Origin of the sequence: Paenibacillus sp. FSL M7-0802 (assembly GCF_038004945.1) — a bacterium.
In the GTDB taxonomy this organism is placed as follows: Bacteria; Bacillota; Bacilli; order Paenibacillales; family Paenibacillaceae; genus Paenibacillus; species Paenibacillus polymyxa_B.
The window spans coordinates 781,263-801,806 of sequence record NZ_JBBOSD010000001.1; the positions used below are offsets into that span (position 1 = coordinate 781,263).

General features: G+C 42.5%; 19 protein-coding genes and 1 pseudogene. 5 read left to right on the forward strand and 15 right to left on the reverse strand.

Annotation, left to right across the window (positions count from 1 at the left end; genetic code table 11):
- Positions 1–6 precede the first annotated feature (6 nt).
- From MHB54_RS03920 to MHB54_RS03945, 6 genes are all read right to left on the reverse strand, one after another.
- On the reverse strand, positions 7–1,206 hold the full coding sequence (locus MHB54_RS03920) for a saccharopine dehydrogenase family protein (protein WP_013309649.1): 1,200 nt from the start codon (positions 1,204–1,206) through the stop codon (positions 7–9).
- Positions 1,207–1,521: 315 nt separating this feature from the next.
- Entirely contained in the window at positions 1,522–1,791 is a 270-nt protein-coding gene (locus MHB54_RS03925) for a bacteriocin immunity protein (protein ID WP_053325134.1), read from the reverse strand.
- Between the two features lie 153 nt (positions 1,792–1,944).
- Entirely contained in the window at positions 1,945–3,825 is a 1,881-nt protein-coding gene (gene htpG, locus MHB54_RS03930; protein ID WP_053325133.1) for a molecular chaperone HtpG, read from the reverse strand.
- Between the two features lie 180 nt (positions 3,826–4,005).
- The gene (locus MHB54_RS03935; RefSeq protein WP_053325132.1) at positions 4,006–4,629 is read right to left on the reverse strand and encodes an SMI1/KNR4 family protein; all 624 of its coding nucleotides are present in this window, start codon (positions 4,627–4,629) and stop codon (positions 4,006–4,008) included.
- A gap of 154 nt (positions 4,630–4,783) precedes the next feature.
- On the reverse strand, positions 4,784–6,097 hold the full coding sequence (locus MHB54_RS03940) for a PQQ-binding-like beta-propeller repeat protein (RefSeq protein ID WP_068940229.1): 1,314 nt from the start codon (positions 6,095–6,097) through the stop codon (positions 4,784–4,786).
- A 54-nt stretch (positions 6,098–6,151) separates the two neighbouring features.
- Positions 6,152–6,622, reverse strand: a complete 471-nt coding sequence (locus MHB54_RS03945; RefSeq protein ID WP_068940227.1) for a DUF7716 domain-containing protein — start codon at positions 6,620–6,622, stop codon at positions 6,152–6,154.
- Between the two features lie 132 nt (positions 6,623–6,754).
- Here MHB54_RS03945 and MHB54_RS03950 point away from each other — a divergent pair, with 132 nt between their 5' ends.
- On the forward strand, positions 6,755–7,885 hold the full coding sequence (locus tag MHB54_RS03950) for a phosphodiester glycosidase family protein (RefSeq protein ID WP_053325129.1): 1,131 nt from the start codon (positions 6,755–6,757) through the stop codon (positions 7,883–7,885).
- A gap of 134 nt (positions 7,886–8,019) precedes the next feature.
- Here MHB54_RS03950 and MHB54_RS03955 read toward each other — a convergent pair whose 3' ends face one another.
- From MHB54_RS03955 to MHB54_RS03965, 3 genes are all read right to left on the reverse strand, one after another.
- Positions 8,020–8,469, reverse strand: coding sequence for a DUF6386 family protein (locus tag MHB54_RS03955; RefSeq protein ID WP_023987962.1), 450 nt, complete (start codon positions 8,467–8,469; stop codon positions 8,020–8,022).
- 221 nt (positions 8,470–8,690) lie between these two features.
- Positions 8,691–8,789, reverse strand: a complete 99-nt coding sequence (locus tag MHB54_RS03960; RefSeq protein WP_014599622.1) for a hypothetical protein — start codon at positions 8,787–8,789, stop codon at positions 8,691–8,693.
- Between the two features lie 100 nt (positions 8,790–8,889).
- Entirely contained in the window at positions 8,890–9,117 is a 228-nt protein-coding gene (locus MHB54_RS03965; protein WP_226887705.1) for a hypothetical protein, read from the reverse strand.
- A 396-nt stretch (positions 9,118–9,513) separates the two neighbouring features.
- Between MHB54_RS03965 and MHB54_RS03970 the strand changes: the two genes are divergently transcribed.
- From MHB54_RS03970 to MHB54_RS03985, 4 genes and pseudogenes are all read left to right on the forward strand, one after another.
- Positions 9,514–9,852 (forward strand): helix-turn-helix domain-containing protein, encoded by a 339-nt coding sequence (locus tag MHB54_RS03970; RefSeq protein ID WP_023987960.1) that lies wholly within the window; start codon positions 9,514–9,516, stop codon positions 9,850–9,852.
- A gap of 532 nt (positions 9,853–10,384) precedes the next feature.
- The gene (locus tag MHB54_RS03975) at positions 10,385–10,606 is read left to right on the forward strand and encodes a hypothetical protein (protein WP_158451761.1); all 222 of its coding nucleotides are present in this window, start codon (positions 10,385–10,387) and stop codon (positions 10,604–10,606) included.
- Between the two features lie 183 nt (positions 10,607–10,789).
- Positions 10,790–11,563, forward strand: a complete 774-nt coding sequence (locus MHB54_RS03980; protein WP_340981394.1) for a hypothetical protein — start codon at positions 10,790–10,792, stop codon at positions 11,561–11,563.
- A gap of 417 nt (positions 11,564–11,980) precedes the next feature.
- A pseudogene (locus MHB54_RS03985) lies at positions 11,981–12,780 on the forward strand (contractile injection system protein, VgrG/Pvc8 family); the annotation flags it as partial.
- Positions 12,781–13,278: 498 nt separating this feature from the next.
- Here the strand turns inward: MHB54_RS03985 and MHB54_RS03990 are convergent.
- The 6 genes from MHB54_RS03990 to licT form a co-directional block, all read right to left on the reverse strand.
- Positions 13,279–13,476 (reverse strand): hypothetical protein, encoded by a 198-nt coding sequence (locus MHB54_RS03990; RefSeq protein WP_143109547.1) that lies wholly within the window; start codon positions 13,474–13,476, stop codon positions 13,279–13,281.
- A 258-nt stretch (positions 13,477–13,734) separates the two neighbouring features.
- Positions 13,735–14,874 (reverse strand): 5-methyltetrahydropteroyltriglutamate--homocysteine S-methyltransferase, encoded by a 1,140-nt coding sequence (locus MHB54_RS03995; RefSeq protein WP_023987955.1) that lies wholly within the window; start codon positions 14,872–14,874, stop codon positions 13,735–13,737.
- A 123-nt stretch (positions 14,875–14,997) separates the two neighbouring features.
- Positions 14,998–15,900, reverse strand: a complete 903-nt coding sequence (locus tag MHB54_RS04000) for a LysR family transcriptional regulator (RefSeq protein ID WP_023987954.1) — start codon at positions 15,898–15,900, stop codon at positions 14,998–15,000.
- Positions 15,901–16,079: 179 nt separating this feature from the next.
- Positions 16,080–17,489, reverse strand: a complete 1,410-nt coding sequence (locus MHB54_RS04005) for a glycoside hydrolase family 1 protein (RefSeq protein ID WP_023987953.1) — start codon at positions 17,487–17,489, stop codon at positions 16,080–16,082.
- 76 nt (positions 17,490–17,565) lie between these two features.
- Positions 17,566–19,446 carry a beta-glucoside-specific PTS transporter subunit IIABC gene (locus tag MHB54_RS04010; RefSeq protein WP_264453945.1) on the reverse strand — a complete coding sequence of 627 codons (1,881 nt, stop codon included), beginning with the start codon at positions 19,444–19,446 and terminating at the stop codon, positions 17,566–17,568.
- A 184-nt stretch (positions 19,447–19,630) separates the two neighbouring features.
- On the reverse strand, positions 19,631–20,488 hold the full coding sequence (gene licT, locus MHB54_RS04015) for a BglG family transcription antiterminator LicT (protein ID WP_264453946.1): 858 nt from the start codon (positions 20,486–20,488) through the stop codon (positions 19,631–19,633).
- Positions 20,489–20,544: the final 56 nt, after the last annotated feature.

Below are 20,544 nucleotides of genomic sequence, written 5' to 3' on the forward strand. Positions count from 1 at the left end.
CAGACCTCAATCAAGCAACGTTGGCGTAAAGTTCTCTTGCCATGGCAATCCGTGTTTATTTAGTGCTTCCATAAATGGATCTGGATCAAATTCCTCAACGTTGTAAACGCCTGGTTTTTTCCAGATACCTTTGATGATAAGCATTGCGCCGATCATGGCAGGAACACCAGTTGTGTAAGAAATGGCTTGGGAGCCAACCTCTGCATAACATTCCTCATGATCACAAACATTGTAAACATAATACGTTTTTGGTTTTCCATCTTTCACGCCTTGGATGATGCAACCAATGTTCGTTTTGCCTTTTGTTCTTGGTCCCAGAGAAGCTGGGTCTGGCAAAATAGCTTTTAGGAATTGCAGTGGAATGATTTGTTGTCCTTCGTAATCAATAGGCTCGATAGAAGTCATGCCTACGTTTTGAAGTACATTCAGATGATTCAGATAATTGTCCGAGAACGTCATCCAGAAGCGGATTTTTTTCACGCCTTTAATATTCACTGCAAGAGATTCCAGTTCTTCATGGTACAAAAGATATATATTTTTCGGTCCAATTTCAGGAAGGTCGTATACCTTTTTCTCAGAAAGTGGCTCAGTTTCAATCCATTCTCCGTTTTCAAAGTAACGGCCCTTCGCCGTAATTTCACGAATATTGATTTCCGGATTAAAATTAGTTGCAAAAGGATATCCGTGGTCCCCTGCATTCGCATCCACAATATCAATCGTATGAATTTCATCAAAGTAGTGCTTTTGAGCATAAGCCGTAAATACTCCAGTTACGCCTGGATCAAAACCGCTGCCCAGCAGAGCTGTAATTCCTGCTTTTTCGAATCTTTCTTTGTAGGCCCATTGCCAGCTGTATTCAAACTTCGGCGTATCCGGCGGTTCATAGTTCGCCGTATCAACGTAATGAACACCTGTCTCAAGGCAAGCATCCATTATCGTCAAATCCTGATAAGGGAGAGCCACATTGATAACTACATCCGGTTGAAAGCTTCGAATCAAGTCAATGACCATGTCGGTGTTGTCAGCATCAAGCTGAGCCGTTTGTATCTTCGTACGACCTCCACCCAGCTTCTCTTTAAGCGCATCGCATTTCTCAACAGTTCTGCTTGCGATACAAATTTCTTCAAATACATCTGGGTTTTGGCAACATTTATGCACCACAACGCTGGCCACGCCACCGGCGCCAATAATCAATGCTTTTCCCAAAATAAATAACCTCCTTATTCCATACGCTAATCGCTAATCATTCTTGCAAACAAAATGATTATAAAGACATCCCACCAAATAATCAAGAAAAACGACAATTTGCTGTATCAAAATTCACAGGAGCATGTCACAAAAACTTTACAAATCCCAAAATTAGGCATAAAAACTTCGTGAAGTGAGCAGAAAACAAATATTACCCCATACATACCAGGGAAGTCAGCACGCATTTAACGGAAGTTTTTTTGAATATAATGCTCATAGCCCTAAAGAGTTAATATTATCTTATTTCTAAACAAAAGACCACCCCTCCGCATCCTATGAAGAAGATTCATGGGGTGGTAAAATAATGGGCTGATAGCGTAATGCCTCATCTACGATCTCTGCCGCACTCAAATCACGATCATCCCAGTAGATTAAATTACTGATCCCCGGATGGGGCGTATTTTGCATCACTATGGTCAGCATACTGTCGATTTCCTCTTCTGTTCCCTCACCTCTGATGATTTTTTCCACCAACTGTATAAGCTCACTTCGTTCTAAACGGTCTAAATTTTGGAGTTCCTCGCTGGCTCGATCCAGACTCATGTAATCGCCCTCCTTTGTATTGAGTATGATCGGCATTGTGTGGCCCATCCCTTTTTCTGTAAGCGCTATATGACCTATTATGGAGCTTTAAGAAGCGTTTATGATAAATAAAGCCGCCCCCAGTATGGGAACGGCTCTATACAGTAAAGCTTTTTAAACCATGATTTTGCAAATATCATTCGTGAATTCAACCGGATCTTGCAGCGGCAAGCCTTCGATCAGCAAAGCCTGATTATACAGTAATGCCGTATAGAGGTTTACTTTCTCCTTATCCTCGGCAAAAGCTTCTTTCAAAGAGTTGAACACCGCATGGTTTATGTTGATTTCCAGCACTTTATTCGCTTTGACATCGGCGTTATTAGGCATAGCGTTTAAGATTTTCTCCATCTCAATCGTCACTTCGCCGTCTGCGGACAGACATACCGGATGTGTCTTCAAGCGCTTGGAGGCTTTAACACTGGATACCTTGCCTTCCAGCAAGCCCTTCATGTACTCGAACAGCTCTTTGTTGTCGTTTTGTTCTGCTTCTGTTTCTTTCTCGTTTTCGTCAGGCTCAATGCCCAGATCGCCGCTCGATACAGATTTGAATTCTTTCTCTTTGTAGCTTAAGAGCATTTTAATAGAAAACTCATCAATATCATCGGTGAAGTACAGAATTTCGTAGCCTTTATCGGCCACCATTTCGGTTTGCGGCAGTTTTTCAATACGCTCGTTGGACTCGCCGGAAGCATAATAAATATACTTCTGATCCTCTGGCATACGTGATACGTATTCGTCCAAGGTAACCTGCTTTTTCTCTGTAGAAGAGTAGAACATAAGCAGATCCTGGAGAGTTTCTTTATGTCTGCCGTAATCGTTGTAAACACCAAATTTCAATTGTCTGCCAAATGATTTGTAGAATTGATCATACTTCTCCCGGTCATTTTTGAGCAAGGTCAGCAATTGGCCTTTGATTTTGCTTTCGATATTTTTGGCAATCAGCTTCAGCTGACGGTCATGCTGCAGCATTTCTCTGGAAATGTTGAGTGACAGGCTTTCGGAGTCAACCATACCTTTGACAAAGCTAAAATAATCCGGCAGCAGGTCAGGAGATTTTTCCATAATCAGCACACCGTTGGCATACAACTCCAGCCCTTTTTCATATTCCTTGGAGTAGAAATCAAACGGGATATTTTCAGGAATAAACAGAATAGCTTGGTACACTACCGCGCCGTCCGCGCTGACGTGGATATGCTGGAGCGGCTTGTCGTAGCCATAGCGTTTTTCCGCATAGAAATTTTGATAATCCTCGTCGGTCAGCTCGCTTTTGTTTTTTCTCCAGATAGGAACCATGCTGTTGATACGCTGTTCTTCTTCGTAATCCTCGAATTCGTTGTCGCTTCCCTCTTTCAGACGCTTGCCTGTAATATCCATTTTAATCGGATAGCGGATAAAGTCGGAGTATTTTTTAATCAGTGCTTTTAAACGATACTCGTCCAAATATTCGTCGTAGGACTCATCTTCGGTGTTTGCTTTGATTTTCAGAACAATCTCGGTTCCGACCTCGTCCTTCTCAGCTGCTTCAATGGTATACCCGTCTGCACCTGTGGATTCCCATTTATAAGCAGTATCACTTCCCAAAGCCTTGGTAGTCACTGTAACCACATCGGCTACCATAAAAGCTGAATAGAAGCCGACGCCGAATTGACCGATGATATCATGACCATCCTTGGATTCATTTTCATTTTTGAATGCCAGTGAGCCGCTTTTAGCAATAACACCCAGGTTATTTTCTAGTTCTTCCTTGGTCATACCAATCCCGGTATCACGCAGGGTTAGCGTTCTATTATCCTTATCGGCCGTTACTTTGATATAATAATTTTCTTTGTCAAAGACCAGTTGATCATCCGTCAATGCTTTGTAATAAATTTTGTCAATCGCATCACTTGCATTGGAGATCAGCTCTCTTAGGAAAATTTCCTTTTGCGTGTAAATCGAGTTAATCATCATTTCTAGCAGACGCTTGGACTCAGCCTGAAACTGTTTTTTCTCCATTCGGATATCTCCTTTCAGATATGAACCTATGTAAGGCCAGCAGATATGAGCTATGCAAACGATTCAACTTTGTTAGCACTCCCATCATTCGAGTGCTAGCCTACCTTTTTTATAACATTCCTCATTTTTTATGTCAATATCTCGGTTGGCTGAGCAGTAAAATTACATTTTAGGAAATCGCTAGTGTCTAATGTGCTTAAACATCACGTTAAACATTTCGACAGAAGATGGAAACAACCCCTGTACATGGGGAAGCAGATTACTCCTGATCCGCAACTCATCCTCATTCAAATGCTGTAGGTCCTCATGAAAGAACCAAACAATAGGATAATCGCCGTCCTTATGTCTGCTGCCTGCATTTAAACAAACGGGGCCCTGGTCGTCCTCTGCTATTGCAAAAGGAATGTAGCCTGCTGACAGCAGAGGTGACCATTGATCGAGCAAATCATAAAATGCCTTTAAGCCCTGACCTACAGGCAGACGTGGAAACTCAACAAACGTACAATCGCTCCAGTATACTCCCGGAATGGATTCATTATCGAATTGTAAAGATACATAATGGTAGGACATGATAAAACTCCTCAGCAGGGGCGGCAGCTCAAAATGGTATTTTTCCTCCATCTCCCGAACTTCTTGTTCAGTAATCTGTGAAGGGAGAGGCTTCCATTTGATCCATCCCTCCTCGTCGACATTCCCATCACGCATTTCAATCGGTACATTTTCTTCCACATCCATAAAAAAGGCTTCATCCATCTGAGCAAATAGTTCCTTCATGGATGTACGAATATCCGCTTTCTTGTCCATGTCCTCACACCTCTTTCCTCTCTATTCACATTTTGCATCATGGGTTAATGCCAAATGCCTCTATCTGAAAATAGCATTGTAATCATGTGCTACTACACTTTTTAAGTTCAGCTTATCAGAACTTGCTTTTATCACCATTTGCGGAATATTAGTATTACCAGCGCAATGGCTCATAGTTCCGCCAGATCACCCAACGCGCTGTCTCGTGAATTGGCGCGGTGCCAATGCTATATTCGTCCTTCGTGCCGCTCTGCAAATCAATCAAATGAAGCATACCTCCATACGTTCCAACCGCCAACATACCTTCATCAGGTGTAACTGCCAGCCCGGATAACGTACTGCCGACAAAATAGCGCCAAAGTTCACGACCCCTCCTGTCAATCAGACGGAGATAACCGTAGGCATCACCCAAAATAGATCCTTGTGTCAGCGCTGTTGCAGCGTATACTCGCATTTCTTCATTCATTATCGACCATTCTTCCTTATTCTGAGCAAGACCCTGCTCCACCTCAGCAATCGACACTTGAATGGTGGCACCGTTGTAGAAATGACAGGCATTGTACCAGACGTCCAGATCATCTTTGGAAAATAGAGCATAATGCGGATAACTAGAACTTGGCTCCAATGTATGCACCGTCTTATCGGACAGATCCATAAGCATATGCTCACTCATCTGGCTGCCGTATGCGATCCAGCGTCCATCCCTCGACACAGCTCCATGTACCATATCCACAATCGTATCTTCCAGCTCTAGTTCTCTTCGTTCAGACGCCTTAGGATGGATCAAATCCACCTGATCACCAGCCAGCAAATAAACGCCGTAACCACAAACCAGCAGAAGTCGCTGTCCATCGCCAAACGGAATCACTTCATCTAATATATCCTCAGGATGATCCTCATCTCCCAAGCACTCCAGATCAGGAATGGATGCTTTTAAGCGTCCTTGTATATCCTTCCACTGAAAATGTGCTGTCTCTTCTCCTTGCAGATTTCGGTCCGGTTGACGAACAATACGAATCCCCTGTCCATCCACCAACGCAAAATAAGTCCCGTCCGGCGAACAGCCTACTCGATGCAGTCCGGGGATTTGCAAGATTCCATCTTTTCCCGTCACATAGATCGTCCCACGTTCCCGAGGATTGCCCGCATGTACAATGATTTCATTGCCTCCATTCACAAAAGCTATCGGCCTAACGGCTTGCAAAGCCTCCTCGAACGCTGGTGTAAGCGGCCAAGACGCGGCTGGAATTTCTCGACGTAACTGCTCCATTTCACCAGCCTGATTTGCCTCCTGAATCATACGAAAAATATCTTTAGCCATCTTGGGGCGTTCGTCCTGCTTTGGCTCTGATTGCTCCTGCTGCCATTCACTTTCCATGCCGACTCTGATAAATTCATTCACATCTGCGGCATACCTTTTTCCTTCCTGTCGCCACTTTGCTGCCATTTCATGATTCAACCAACTCATTTGCTTCCCCCATCCAGTGTATGTATGCCCTGTTTGTTCTACAGGCTTTGTTCATTATGTAAGGTGGTTTCTCACCTTTGTCAGCACAGACCACAGGTCTGTCACTGCCTTCACCTCTTCATAGTCCAGATAGGCATCTCGTTTGTCATAGTATTTTACCGCCATAATCACCATCTGAAGCGTCACTGGCTGTCCAGCAGCCTTAAGGACTCCTACAATACTTTCGAAGGTCGCCAACTCAAACCAGGTTTGAACCTGACGATCCGGCACCCACTTGGGAATATACTCGTCCTGTTCGTTGGTTACGGCTGTACCCTCCTCTGCACATTCCTCTAGCCAATGCTCATCCCAATAATAAATCGGTGTGTAAACAGGGTCCTGATCCCATTGATCCACATTCACATATAACCAGTTATTATGCAGTTGCCCCACGCTACGCACCAATTCCTGTAATCCTTCAAATACACGATAAGACGGGCGCTCTCTGCGACGGTAATCCTCAAGTCTTGTCTCATACCTGCTCATCTCCAACCTCCCGCTTCCTATATCAGCTAAACACTCAAAATTCGCATAACATACATTTACAACTTATAAAACCCGATATAATTACAAGCACCTCGTAAAGTGTCAAGACTACATAAGGAGATTGATCTATTCATGAAAAGAATCACCGCACTTGTTATCCTGTCCTTGCTATTACTTGTATCCCCGATCTACGCTGCTGCCCCAGCACCTATGCTGGTCTATGTGGACCAGAGTAACCACTCCTTCATCCCGCTTCGTCTCCTGAACAGCTATGAAGGGATCACACTCAACATGACGGCAGCGGACAAAAAAATAGAAATTGCGCAAGGCAATACTCGGATTACCCTATTTGCCGGAAAATCTACTGCCAAAGTGAACGATCAAACGGTCCGTTTGCAAAATGCTCCTTTTACCGATAATGGTTCGACCTATGTCCCCTTGCAGTTCATCAGCCAATATTTAAACCTGCAAATCTCATGGCAAAAGGAAACCTCAGCTGTACGCATTAAACAGGGTACAACGTCCGTCACGCTTCCGGTACTTACTGGTAAGCTACCCGGAAATACTACACCCATTACGACGGCTCATAAAAGCTTCAAGGTCGGATCTCGTACCTTTTCCGCTAAGGTGGTCACCATCTCTATGCTCCATCCCAAGGTAAGCCTGGATGTGGCTCTGGCAGGCAATACTATCGGCAAAGTGGAAGACTTAAGCAGTCTCGCCAAACGTAATCAAGCGGTTGTAGCCATAAATGGTACATTCTTTGACGCCTATACCAAAAGCTCCTACAAAACGCCTTACGGCTACCTGGTCAGTCACGGAAAGATGTTGAAAAAAAGCTCCGGCGACCAACGGACGGTCTTCACCTACGATGCTAACCGTTTAGCTGAACTGGTGTCAGGTTCTGCCTTTGAACAAAGATTAAGCCAAGGTAACATCGAAGGTGCCCTGCAAGCCGGGCCTCGTCTGGTCACGAACGGACAGGTTTCCCTAAATGTCAAAGCCGAAGGCTTCAAGGACCCTAAAATATTAACAGGCGGCGGCGCCCGCAGCGCAATAGGAATGAGTCGGGATCATAAGCTGATCCTCCTGACCACAAGCGGAGCGACTATACCGCAGCTCGCCCAAATGATGAAACAGGCCGGAGCTTATCAGGCCATGAATCTGGACGGCGGTGCTTCCAGCGGGCTGTATCACAACGGCTCCTACCTCACCACACCCGGCCGCCAAATCAGCAATGCCATTATTGTAAAGTATCAATAGACGGATAAAGGGCTGCCTTCACGGATCTGTAAGCCGTGGGGATAGCCCTTTTTCCATTTTCCCCCGGTTCCGGTTGTTCCTGCTTCCACCTGTTCAGGTGGCTTGTATGGGCCATTACGGGTTGATCCTGCAACCTACAATCGAATCAGACCCGTAAAGCTATTGGTGCCTTCGCTTCCTTTTTTTAAAGAAAGATAAATACGATTGTCTTCTCTGCTCGCCAAGCATTCATAAAGTCCCGGTTGCACAGAAAGGAACGTCCCTCCCCATACACATTCAGGCTCCAGTCCACCACTTGTGGCTTCCTCCCCTGCTCCAATAAATAGGTTACCTGAGGGAACCTTCAAAAACAGTCGTACAGCAGGCTTGTCAATATGATCTGTCATCACAACCTCATAGGTCCCGTCGGCTCCCAGATTCAAAAAAGCTACATTTCCCGCATTCAACTCGCCCAGCTCGTCCTCTTCGATGGACCACCAATCCGGATCATCGTCCAAACGATGCTTAAGTGCTTGCGTATCAAATAGGCAGAGAGTCGCCGTGTCTGTCGTAAATTGAAATGGACTGCTTGCCATATTCATCATCCGATCCTCCTGATTTTGGTCAGCGAATTTCCGTTTTTCCACGTCTTACGCTATCCGTATTGCTATATACTTGAGGGAAAATCTCCCTGTATGTAAAGTATAACAATGCTTGCAGAACCAGACAACATGCAGGACTAACACCCATTCTGCATAAAAAAGCCCTCCCTCACGATGTCGTGAAAGAAGGCCGATTTGTGGATTTAAGCGATGCTAACCTGCTGTTAGATCAGAAACGACTTAGTAATAATCACCAACAAAATGAACAATACCAAAATCGCTCCTGTGGATGTCCATGCTCCACCGTAACCTACTTCACCCATGTCTGAATCCCTCCTTGCGTTAAAGCTTACTCTTATCGTATGAAGAAAAGCGGATTACGACAGGGCGAATTGGCAAGTTTATTTGCCATGGAAGGGCTATTCAGAAAATGGACTGATACGTCTCGGATGGATCGCTAATCACTCGGGATGACAACTGGCAGAGAATGTCGTCCGTTCTTCGCAGTAACCTGCTCACATCCTTGTACTTCATTTTTTGAAGGAGCGGGGTTTCTAACTGGGATGAAAGAAATTGAGTGGTACCTATAAATACAACAACATCCAATCCCGGGTTGGTTTCGGTATGTAATAAGTGCAGCAGATCAGTCATGGACAGGAATCCGGGGGGGAAAAGGCTGTTGTTTTCTTTCATATATAGTGCTTTTAACTTGGAAGTCAACGCCCAGTCACATAGGATAATGCAGCATTGGACTTGATTGTGCTTGTACAGGATTTGGGCTAGTTTCATGTGGTATTGGGATAGAGTGTGGAAATCGGTTATTGAATTATGTAGGTGTTGTGAAGGTCTGGATGGTTGGGTGGGACTTGGAATAAAGGTAGAAGGAGCTTCTTTCATATCTATTCCTCCAGAGAATTTTAAGAATAGTCTTATTATACTCTAAAATAATACTTATAGATATAATCAATGCTGAATATACGATTCTTAATCTCATGTTTACCCAAGAAAATCTTGACTACACTTTTTAGTATGAAGGGGTGTAGATAAATGCAGGACAAAGAAGTACTAAAGCTAGTTGGGGCTAGAATAAGAGTGTTACGCAAAGAAAAAGGCCTCTCACAAGAAGCTCTTGGGGAAAAAGGTGGATTTCATTTTACATACATTGGACAGATCGAACGTGGAGAAAAGAATGTTTCTTTGATAAATGTAGCTAAAATTGCAAAAGCACTAGACGTAAACTTAGTTCAGTTGTTTTCATATGTAAGCGAGGACCCCAAAATTGTGGAGTCTGATGAAGATATTATAGAAATTATTACGATGCTCAAAAAGTCGAGTCCAGAGAAAGTACGTTTGGCGAGGAATGTGATAAGGGAAATTACAAATTAAAAAAGATTTTTTTGTTTTCAAAATTATGAAAATCAAATAAACCCACCCGTTTCTTAAATACAGGTGGGTTCTTCGACTATGGTTGTCTCCACACTCCAATATGATGAGAGATCAAATATTACTGCACCTTATAGCGAGGCCTTTCTCCAGTATATCTTCCCGTATATTACTACCACGCACTCCACGTGTGTCGAGACGATGGAAAGAATATACTTATGAGCAGAAATAGCATGTCTATCGAAAAGAATAGAATCATTGATTAATCGGGGCTGTTCTCTAAACATAGTCTATGACTACAATCCGAGGCAATCAGATAACGTGAGTCTCTGACAAGCGAGCATAAATCCATTGGTTGCCCTTCTGTAGCGGACTCATCATGTTCACCAGCAAAGATGAATACCAACTTCTACAAGAAAGGTTATTTTCATTTACACATAGTTCTTGACGCTACCGTCTAAACTTATTGAGAAGGAAATTCCTAATCAAAACAATTATAATTTCTGGTAGAAACACAATAAATATATATAGGGGTATGATGAATGGTAAAGATGCAATGAAAACTTCTGCTCCCTGCCCTCCCTCAATCAAAAACAACCAAATTGGTACTGATAAAATCCATAACAATGCATTGGAAATCATTAGATGTCGAACATTTTTCCAAAGAAAACAAAACAAAATTGCAATGACTGCTGGTATACCCCATGAAACTATCTTATCACCATTACTTAATATGATGAATGCCGAAATGGGATAGAGTATTACGCTTAATATCTGAACCACTCTATTATTATAAAAATTCAATTTTTCATCTCCCTCATCTTATTCAAACAAACAAATCTTCTTTTAGGATAATCATACCTTATTATTCTATTTACTTCCAGTACATTCTGTGTATAATAAGTATTGCAATTAAATTTATGGAAAATGGCGGTACATTATGAAAAAAATAAAAGTTTTTTTACCTGCTCTACTAATGCTTCTCTTCTTTACCTCTTTTTTTGGTATAACGTCTGTAAGTGCTTCCGAGGTTAATCCTTCTGTAAGTGCTCCTGAGGTTAATCCTTCTGTAAGTGCTCCTGAAGTTGACCCTTCTATAAGTGCTCCTGAGGTTAATCCTTCTGTAAGTGCTCCAGAAGTTGATCCTTCAATAAGTGCTCCAGAGGCCACGTATGACTTTTCTCCATCAGCGTTAGAGCCAGATTCAACCTACCCAGGAACCAATATCAGAGTTAAGGTAGGAGATGTACTTTATTCATCAAAAGCATTAGGCGGAAGCGCAATGATTGTTGGACATGTTGGTATCATTGGACCTGATTATATGGTTTATCATGTAAATGCAGTTAATGATAATCAAGGAGAAGGCGGAAAAAGGGATACCATTTCTTATTACCAAACGAGGCATAAGGCTGGTGAATCAATCGCTGTCTATAGAGCGACTCATGGCCGTAACGCAGCTTATTGGGCACAAAACAATTACTCTTCGGTAACAAGTTACCATATACCTATTTATTCTTGGGATAACTTTCAACTTAAAACTATAAACCCTAATTACTGCTCTAAATTTATTTGGCAAGCATTCTATTATGGAAACTATGACACAGACTATATTATCGGTCACTATACTCCAAATAAAGAGGCTTTTGTAACTCCAGGTCAAGTCATTGACAGCAATGATCTTACATATGTGGGTTCATTCGGAAGTCGTAGCTAAAACATAAATATGCATTTTTAAAAGGAAAAAACGTATTTAGTCGAGTAAACTAAATACGTTTTTTTGTTTACACAGATATCCGATCAGTTGAGTAATGAAAGTATTGATAATAACCGCCACTGTACACAACTTAACCCCCTCGCATTTCTCCTACTTCCAAAAATACACATAGTAAATACACCAATCAATGGGTCATTCTGTAAACTAAATCTCTCTTTTAACCGATAAATACATATGCTGGACTGTTATTTAAATATCACATCTCGTAACTTTATACCCAACAAACTCAGTGATACATATAGGTCTTGACTCAAAGTTGTATTCATCCATTTCTTCTATTAGTCAGACTCGAATTAAAAATACTGCACTTTACTTTTGTAATCAGCCATCGCATCTAGAAAGGAGTCATGAACTCACTTGAGCGTATTATCAGATGGGATCGGATATGAAAGCCTACGCTTTTATGGTCCCTTTCAGCCCCTACACATCGATCAACTTCAAATAACACGTACCATTAACGATCATGTCTATTTACATATCAGTGGCATGCTCTCTGAAGAACAGGGAGCCGCTTGTATCGGTCAAAATATGGAGCAAGAGCCGATTGTGATTCGTCAGTTGAATGATCAGGGACAATCGCTGAGAAGGCTGTTCCATGGGATTGTTACACGTATGTCCGTACACTGTGTGCGAGGCGTGTATACATTTGAACTGGAGGCCGCTTCCCATTCATACCAGATGGATATTAAACGTAAAAGACGCTCCTATCAAGATATTCACCGTACTTATGATGATCTGGTCACAGCACTGGTTCGAAAATATCAGTACGGAGATGCCATTGATACCGTAACTAATTATACCAAGCTGGATACATTTGTTTTACAATATGAGGAGACGGATTGGGCGTTTTTAAAACGTCTCGCCTCTCGCTTTGGCTCCGTACTTGTGCCAGAGGTAAGCGCAGCCTCGCCCAAGGTTTTCTTCGGGATGCTAGAAGGCAAGCAACATAAGGTAGAGCAGGATGTATTTTATCGTGTACGAAAAACATTTCATGAGCTGGATGTAAAAAAGCCGGGAGAACGTGCTGGCTCGTATGTCACCTACATGATCGAAAGTCTGCAATACTATGCGATGGGCGACCTCATCACCTTACAATTGGACAAGGCAAAGAACTGGTCGTGGTTCGAGCAGTGACAACCTTAGCGGATGGCTTACTAACTAGGAAAACAATCCCTTCAATATAAGGCCGGCATATTGACCGATCTGATCACTAGAGCATGGAGGCCTCGATGTTTTCCCTTATTTGATTTTTCATAATAAAAATTCACTACATAAAAAGTCCAACGACGACCATTAAAACGGTCTTCCGTTCATTGCTTACTATTTTTCTTACGAATCATGCCAAATAAAAAAATTAATAATAAAACAGAGAACAAAAATGTATAACCTATTAGCAAGGGTTTTAGATTAGATTCTCCTGTATTGGTATATATTCTTCCTCCTAGAATAAGAAGCATAATTAATGATAGCCCAAAATTTTCACGGTTATATTTCCTTGTCTTATATTTAATAATTCTATAAATCAGAAAAAATAGTAGTAAGAAAGATACTATCGAGATAATAACGAAAACCATATTTGCATGTTCCCCCTTTAAAATAAAATTAGCAAAGGTTTAATATCACCTTTGCTAATTTTATTACTCTTCATTCGAAAATTACATACGTTGAATATAATTATATGCTTGTTTAAGACTAGATCTAGCTTGTGAACGATCATTAACCACTCCAGCCGCTGATGCTGCTCCAGTAAGTCCAGAGCCGACTAATTCTACAACTGTTTCCCATGTCAAGTTGGCCAGATTGGTTTCAAGAAGCATTACGCCACCTATGATTTTGTTAGTCCAATATTTCATCTATGCTCATTCCACATTTCAAGGTAAAAACAAAATGCACTGGTAAGAGAGTCGTGATCTTCTCCACCAACGCATTAATTAGGTTATCAACAAATTGTTCTAGTATAGCTTGCCGATTGTTTGAAATTTGAATAATCTCATCTACACGGTCCTTGATCTTCGCTTGCTAATCCTCTATCTCTTCTATCCTTTAATATCAGAGTCTGTTGTCGTAGCTCGTTGAGTTCACTGGAAAGCTATATTAACTCCCTATAACCCTTACTTCCAAATCTCGTCCGCAATCTCTTTAATGAAAGCAAGCTTTTTCCACTGCTGCTCTTCTGTCAGAATATTGCCCTCTTCTGTCGAAGCGAAGCCGCATTGTGGGCTGAGGCAGATGTGGTTGATGTCGACGAATTGAGTCGCTTCCTTAATACGATTAATGACCGTCTGCTTGTCTTCCAGTTCACCTGTTTTGGAGGAAACGAGGCCCAGTACGACCTGCTTTTGATCTTTCAGATGCTTAAGCGGTGTGAAATCACCTGCACGGTCGGTATCGAATTCGAGATAGTAGCCGTCGATGTTGTCGATGCCGAACAGAGTTTCGGCTACAGGCTCATAGCCGCCAGATGATGCCCAGGTGGAATGGTAGTTACCACGACATACGTGGGTCGTAACGACCAAATCGGCTGGGAGATCATTCACCGTTTCCTGATTCACACGGGCAAACAGCTTTTTGGTATCTTCCACATTCTCACCCGCATGCTGTCTAGCTTCCCAATAGTTTTTATCACAGAGCATACCCCATGTGCAATCATCCAGCTGTAAGCTGCGGCAGCCCTCATTGTACAACGCTTGAATCACGGATTTGTAGGCTTTGGCGATATCCGTCACCAGCTCATCCAGATTGCTGTAATACGTGTCGGTTGTTTCTTTATTTTCGCCACGCAACAGCTCAGCCAGAAATTGCGCAGGTGCCGGGATCGTTTGGCGCGCGATGGCATCCTCACCTGCTACTTGCTTCAGGAATTTGAAATCTTCAATGAAAGGATGACGGGAATGTCCGATTTTACCGGACAAGCGTGCGGTTTCCGCTCTTGTTTCCACACCCTGGAATTGGTAGCCGTTCGAAAGCTGTACCTTTTCCACGCCGTCCAGACCCCACATAAAATCAAGATGCCACCAGGAGCGTCTGAATTCACCGTCTGTCACGGCTTGAAGTCCTACCGATTTTTGCTTTTCCACTAGCTTGATAATTTCGTTATCTTCAATCTTTCTCAGCTCGTCCGCAGAGATTTCATTATTTTGAAATTGAATTCTGGCGTCTTTAATCGCTTGCGGGCGCAAAAAGCTGCCGACCATATCATGTCTAAAAGGGGTCACTTTACGTTGGGATGCATTGTCAAGGATGCTGCTCATTAGGGTTATCTCCTTTTTCGCTTCTGTAGTGAAGTTCTTGTAAGAAAGATAACATACATTTTCAGTTATAAGGTAACTCCAATAAACTATAGCTAGTTATAGCCTAAGGCTATACCCAACCTTTTATTCCCCTATCGCCTCATGCAACGCTTCTACATAGACGGTAGCCAGCTTGGAGAGCGCAGCGTTTTTATGGCAAATCCATCCCACATTAATAGACTCATCACATTCCAGAGGGACGGAAATAATGTCGTTACCGTTCAGATCCGCACTGATCACCCCGGTAGAAATCGTATAGCCGTTCAAGCCAATGAGCAAATTAAAAAGGGTCGCCCGGTCATGGACACGAATGCTTTTGGGATGCGATAACGTACTGAGAATCTCCTCGGAAAAGTGAAAGGAATTGTACTCCCCTTGTTCAAAGGACAAATACGGATACGGATGAAGCTGATCAATGGTCACGATAGACTGTCGGGATAGCGGATTATTGGCACTGATAAAAATATGCGGCTTGGCCGTAAACAGGCTATTGAATTGCAGATTCGCATCTTTTAGCAGCTTGTTAATGACCTTGGCGTTAAATTCGTTCAGATACAGGATTCCAATCTCACTGCGCAGGCTTTTGACATCCTGTATGATTTCATGGGTTTTGGTCTCTCGTAAAGCCAATTCATACTCTTCTTGACCATATTGATTCACCAGATTTACGAATGCATTTACAGCAAAAGCGTAATGCTGCGTGGACACAGCAAAATGCTGTGGTGAAGGCTTGGCATCCAGATAGCGACTTTCCAGCAGCTCCGCCTGCTCAACGACCTGACGTGCATAACCGAGGAATTCCACGCCTTCCTTGGACAAAGAAATCCCCTTATTGGTACGCTCAAAAATGGTGATATGAATTTCTTCCTCCAAATCACGAATCGCGTTCGACAGACTGGGCTGGGAAATGAACAATCGCTTCGCCGCCTCATTCATGGAGCCACGATTGGCAACCTCAATGACATATTTTAATTGTTGTAAGGTCAATGCATAATGTCCTTTCCGTTTGTGTTTCTTCTATTATATAATACATAATTACACTTCTGGAAAAGGGATAGTTGTTGCTTAAATGAAATCAGCCTCTCCCCCTAAGGTTTAAAAAATATAAACACCTCCCTAAATGAAAATCTTCCATTCAGGGAGGTGCTCTAGTTATGATACTTTAATTAACGAATTTCACCGTTTGTGGAGATCAGCTTTTGATACCAATAGAAGCTTTGTTTACGAATACGACGCAGATCCTTGAGATCAAACTCCTCACGATCCACATAGATAAAACCGTAACGCTTGCTGGAGCCCTGATGGGTACTAACAAGATCAATCGCAGACCACGGACAGAAGCCGAATACTTCTACACCGTCTGTAATAGCCAGTTGAATCTGCTCGATATGTTTCTTGAAAAAGTCAATGCGGTAAGGATCATTCACTACATCCCCTTCTTCAAGCTTGTCAAAAGCGCCCAAGCCGTTCTCTGTCACGATTAAAGGCAAGTGGTAGCGAGAATAAATTTGGCGTAATGTGGTTCTAAAGCCGACCGGATCAATCTCCCAACCAAACTCCGTCGTTTGCAGGTTGGGGTTGATGGAACCTCGGTACGCTCCGGGTTCACCCACAATTTCATGCTGATCTCCTGTATGTGAAAAATCATTTCCGTCATCTAAACTTTCTCCTACGGTTTGAGAGGTATAATAATTAAATGCGATAAAGTCCGGGTTCCCCTTCGCTAAAATGTCCATATCCCCTTCTTCAATGACAGGCTCATAGCCTTTCTCGACCAAATAGCTCCACGCAATGTGATTGTAACGGCCAAATACAGCCATATCCAGATAGAGCCAGTTGCGAATGGCTGCATAGTTATCAGCCGCCAGTGTATCTTCCGGCTTGGAACTGGCTGGATAGATAACCCCGATATTCGGCGCAGGTCCAATTTTCGCGTCAGGTAGCATTTCATGGCACAATACCATTGCTTTCGCCTGCGCGACTAACATATGATGATTTTGTTGATACAGTACCCTTTGTGGATTTTCGAGACTTGTATCTAATGTGCCAATAGAACCGGGATGGAGAATCAGCATGTTCTGCTCATTAATGGTTAACCAATATTTCACCCTGTCTCCAAAGTTCTCAAACAATGTTTTGGCATACTGTTCGAAGGCATCAATCGTCTCCCTCTTCGACCAACCGCCTTGTTTTTCAAGAGCATAAGGCAGATCAAAATGATACATAGTAACAATCGGTTCAATCCCGTATTTAATTAGTTCATCAATTAATGAGCTGTAAAACGCGATTCCCTTCTGATTAACTTCACCTGCGCCCTGGGGATAAATACGTGTCCAAGCAATAGAGAAACGATATGCTTTAAAGCCCATTTCAGCCATCAGAGCTACGTCTTCTTTGAACATATGGTAATGATCACTGGTTACCTTAAAATCAGTGACCCCTTCGACGTGATTAGCCATGTCAATGACAGAAGGTCCTTTTCCATCTTCGTCCCATGCACCCTCTACTTGATAAGCGGAAGTGGAAGCTCCCCAGAAAAAATTTTCAGGAAATGCCTTCAATTGATTATGTTTCATGATCTAGTCCCTCCAGTTATAGTTATATCCTTCTGATGTTCGCAATTCATATATGTGATGATGATGCTTGCCAGTATCACACAACCAAAGTTAACAATACTTCATTTTTTTGAATCTGCTCCTGATTTGTCTCAAATACGTCCACTTTATGTTGCGTAAGTGTGACGATGACAGGCGTCACGATTTCGTATCCTGCTTCAATAATCTGCTCCCTGTCAAATTGGATTAACAAATCGCCCTGTTTCACGCTGTCGCCCTCTTTAACCACTGGATTAAAATGCTTCCCTTTCAGCGCAACGGTGTTAATTCCGATATGAATTAATATCTCTGTACCTGCACTGGAAGTCAATCCTATGGCATGTCCTGTGGGGAACAGCGAGGTTACGACTCCATCTATTGGCGCTACAACCTCGCCGACAGACGGTTCAATGGCTAACCCTTTTCCCATGGCCCCTGTAGAAAATGCAGAATCATTCACTTGACTCAGTGGTGTGGTCCTGCCTGTGATCGGGCTGTAGATTGTTTCTTTCTTGATATCAACGGCCTTGGTTGCTGTAACAACAGGCTCTGGTTCTGCTGTTTTCACGGATTCAACTGTTTCTGGGGCCTCCCCCTTCACCTTGCTTTCATATCCAAAAATAAGGATCAGCATCGTTGCAGCTATAAATGAACATGCAATGGCGATAACATAAATTAAGGTTGGCGTATATACTGGAATTGCAAAAATGTTGTGAAAAACATAAGCCGTCATTTTCACTCCAAAATGTCCATTGATAGCTCCGCCTATAGCGCCTGCGATAATGACAATCGGAATGACACGTTTATAACGAAGCACCAGACCATACACAATCGGCTCTGTCACACCAGCCAGCAATCCTGTAATACTCGTGGAACCGGCAAGAGTTCTAAGTGTTTTATCTTTTCTCGCCTTCAGGAAGATACCAAATGCGACACCAATTTGAGCAAATACAGCTGCTGCAGCCATCGCCTCAATCGGATCACCGCCAACACCGATATTTTGAATCGTAATGGGTGTAAAACCCCAGTGAAGTCCGAAGACGACCATAAAGGTCATAAAACCGCCAAGAACAATCCCTGACAAAATGCCACTTACACCGATTAACCATGTCACACCTGAAGAAATCCAATCTCCTACCCCTGTACCGAAAGGTCCGAAAGCCATCGCAGATAGCGGAACCATAATCATCAAAGCCAGCATCGGAACTAAAAATAGTTGTAAATCCTTAAGAATGATCTTCTTCAAAAACTTATCCACCAACGCATATATGCTAATGGATATGAAAATCGGGAAAACACTGGCGGAGTAGTTCATCATGACCACCGGTATTCCTAAAAACGATACATCAGAGCCTTTGTCCATCAGCCCCGTAAAGTTGGGTTCCATGAGAGCCGCACCGATCACACCAGCTACATAAGGATTCGCCTTCAGCTTTATACCAAGCGTGATCCCAAGCAAAATCGGCAAAAAGTAAAACACAGCATTCCCTGCAGCAGACAGGATCATATAAGTATCACTTGTTGCAGACATCCATCCCAGCAAGGTCAAAACCGTCAGGAGTGCTTTTATCATCCCCGAGCCCGCCATCGCCGGAATCAACGGGGAGAAACTGCCGGAAATGACTTCAAAGATTGTGGATATGACCGATGTTTTTTTACCACTAGATTCACTGGCTGTAGAGGAATTCGATTCAAAATTCCTGTTTTTCATGATCTCCGCATATACATAGGCAACATGGCTGCCAATAACAACTTGAAATTGTCCTCCGCTTTCAACAACTGTAATGATCCCCTCGTGCTTCTCAAGCGCTTCTCTTTCGGCTTTTCGTGAATCCTTCAGGTCAAATCGGAGTCGTGTAGCACAATGGACAAGCCCATTGATATTTTCTTCTCCTCCAACGAGACGTACGATGTCTTCGCCCATTTTCTTATGGTCCATGTTCATTCTCCTCTTGGGCAGATTGCCTGAAAACAAAAAAATACCTAAACGAAAGGCCTGTATGATCAAAGAACATGATCACTGCCATTCATTTAGGTATCGCCTGCTTAACCAGTAACAATCCTTATATTTAAGTTGTGAGCCTACTATAAATCACTTAGAAATCGTTTGCAAGCTTTTTTTTCTAAGAAGTAGCCATATCGTTTCTGGAGGTTACACGCTGTATATGAATCGTCAAATACACTTTTTCGTCAATTGACATAGCACTTTCATGCTTTAATTCCAAATATTGATTGATTAATTGGGTGCATTGAAAAGCCCTCGCATATTTATCTTTGACCTGATCATACAAGAAATTGTCACCTGAAGCTAGTTGCTCTTGTTCATTGCTCAGCAATCGTTGGGCAAAGTACTGCAAATGAGTAATAAACCGGGAATAATTGAACGAAGTTTCATCCAGTGTAATCTGATAGTAATCGGTTACAATGTTGAAAATGTCATCAATGACCTCGGTAATCTCAACCGTTTGTTTCATTCCCTGACCGTCTTGTCTTGCATTTACAAAATGCATAGCAATAAAGCTTGCTTCATGCTCATCCATTTGGATGCCAAATTGAGCATGGATGATGTCCAATGCATTCATTCCGATCATAAATTCTTTTTTGTAAAATTTTTTAATTTGCCATAAGAGTGAATTTTTAAGTCCCACGGATTTTCTGTATCGAGAGATGGCAAATTGAATATGGTCAATCAGAGAAATATAGATATTATCACTAAAAATATCTCCCATTTCCCTTTTCGCGCTGCCTACAATTTCATCCGCCACCTTTAAATACTCTACAGATGTTTCTCCAATGAGATCAATTAATTTTTGCGGAATTTTATCAGACTTTAATACAAAGGTTTTTTCTATTTTTTCCTCATCAACCCTCTGACCAGTTTTCTTTTTAAAGCCCAGACCATTCCCGATGACAACAAATTCATGACCCACCTGATTTTCGGCCCGGATGACATTGTTGTTAAATATTTGCCGGATGATCATTTATCTGCTCACCTCATTGATGTAATGACAAAGTTTGTAATAACAAAAAAAACCAA

Excerpts from the sequence above, each read along its gene's own strand:
- MHB54_RS03955 (WP_023987962.1), bottom strand. The coding sequence starts at position 8,469 with ATGATGAATATGGCAAGCAGTCCATTTCAATTTACGACAGACACGGCG.
- MHB54_RS03935 (WP_053325132.1), bottom strand. The coding sequence starts at position 4,629 with ATGGACAAGAAAGCGGATATTCGTACATCCATGAAGGAACTATTTGCT.
- MHB54_RS04005 (WP_023987953.1), bottom strand. The coding sequence starts at position 17,489 with ATGAAACATAATCAATTGAAGGCATTTCCTGAAAATTTTTTCTGGGGA.
- MHB54_RS03970 (WP_023987960.1), top strand. The coding sequence starts at position 9,514 with ATGCAGGACAAAGAAGTACTAAAGCTAGTTGGGGCTAGAATAAGAGTG.
- MHB54_RS03945 (WP_068940227.1), bottom strand. The coding sequence starts at position 6,622 with ATGAGCAGGTATGAGACAAGACTTGAGGATTACCGTCGCAGAGAGCGC.
- MHB54_RS03975 (WP_158451761.1), top strand. The coding sequence starts at position 10,385 with ATGATGAATGGTAAAGATGCAATGAAAACTTCTGCTCCCTGCCCTCCC.
- MHB54_RS04010 (WP_264453945.1), bottom strand. The coding sequence starts at position 19,446 with ATGGACCATAAGAAAATGGGCGAAGACATCGTACGTCTCGTTGGAGGA.
- licT (WP_264453946.1), bottom strand. The coding sequence starts at position 20,488 with ATGATCATCCGGCAAATATTTAACAACAATGTCATCCGGGCCGAAAAT.
- htpG (WP_053325133.1), bottom strand. The coding sequence starts at position 3,825 with ATGGAGAAAAAACAGTTTCAGGCTGAGTCCAAGCGTCTGCTAGAAATG.
- MHB54_RS03990 (WP_143109547.1), bottom strand. The coding sequence starts at position 13,476 with ATGAAATATTGGACTAACAAAATCATAGGTGGCGTAATGCTTCTTGAA.
- MHB54_RS03995 (WP_023987955.1), bottom strand. The coding sequence starts at position 14,874 with ATGAGCAGCATCCTTGACAATGCATCCCAACGTAAAGTGACCCCTTTT.
- MHB54_RS03925 (WP_053325134.1), bottom strand. The coding sequence starts at position 1,791 with ATGAGTCTGGATCGAGCCAGCGAGGAACTCCAAAATTTAGACCGTTTA.
- MHB54_RS03965 (WP_226887705.1), bottom strand. The coding sequence starts at position 9,117 with ATGACTGATCTGCTGCACTTATTACATACCGAAACCAACCCGGGATTG.
- MHB54_RS03960 (WP_014599622.1), bottom strand. The coding sequence starts at position 8,789 with ATGGGTGAAGTAGGTTACGGTGGAGCATGGACATCCACAGGAGCGATT.
- MHB54_RS03980 (WP_340981394.1), top strand. The coding sequence starts at position 10,790 with ATGAAAAAAATAAAAGTTTTTTTACCTGCTCTACTAATGCTTCTCTTC.
- MHB54_RS03950 (WP_053325129.1), top strand. The coding sequence starts at position 6,755 with ATGAAAAGAATCACCGCACTTGTTATCCTGTCCTTGCTATTACTTGTA.
- MHB54_RS03940 (WP_068940229.1), bottom strand. The coding sequence starts at position 6,097 with ATGAGTTGGTTGAATCATGAAATGGCAGCAAAGTGGCGACAGGAAGGA.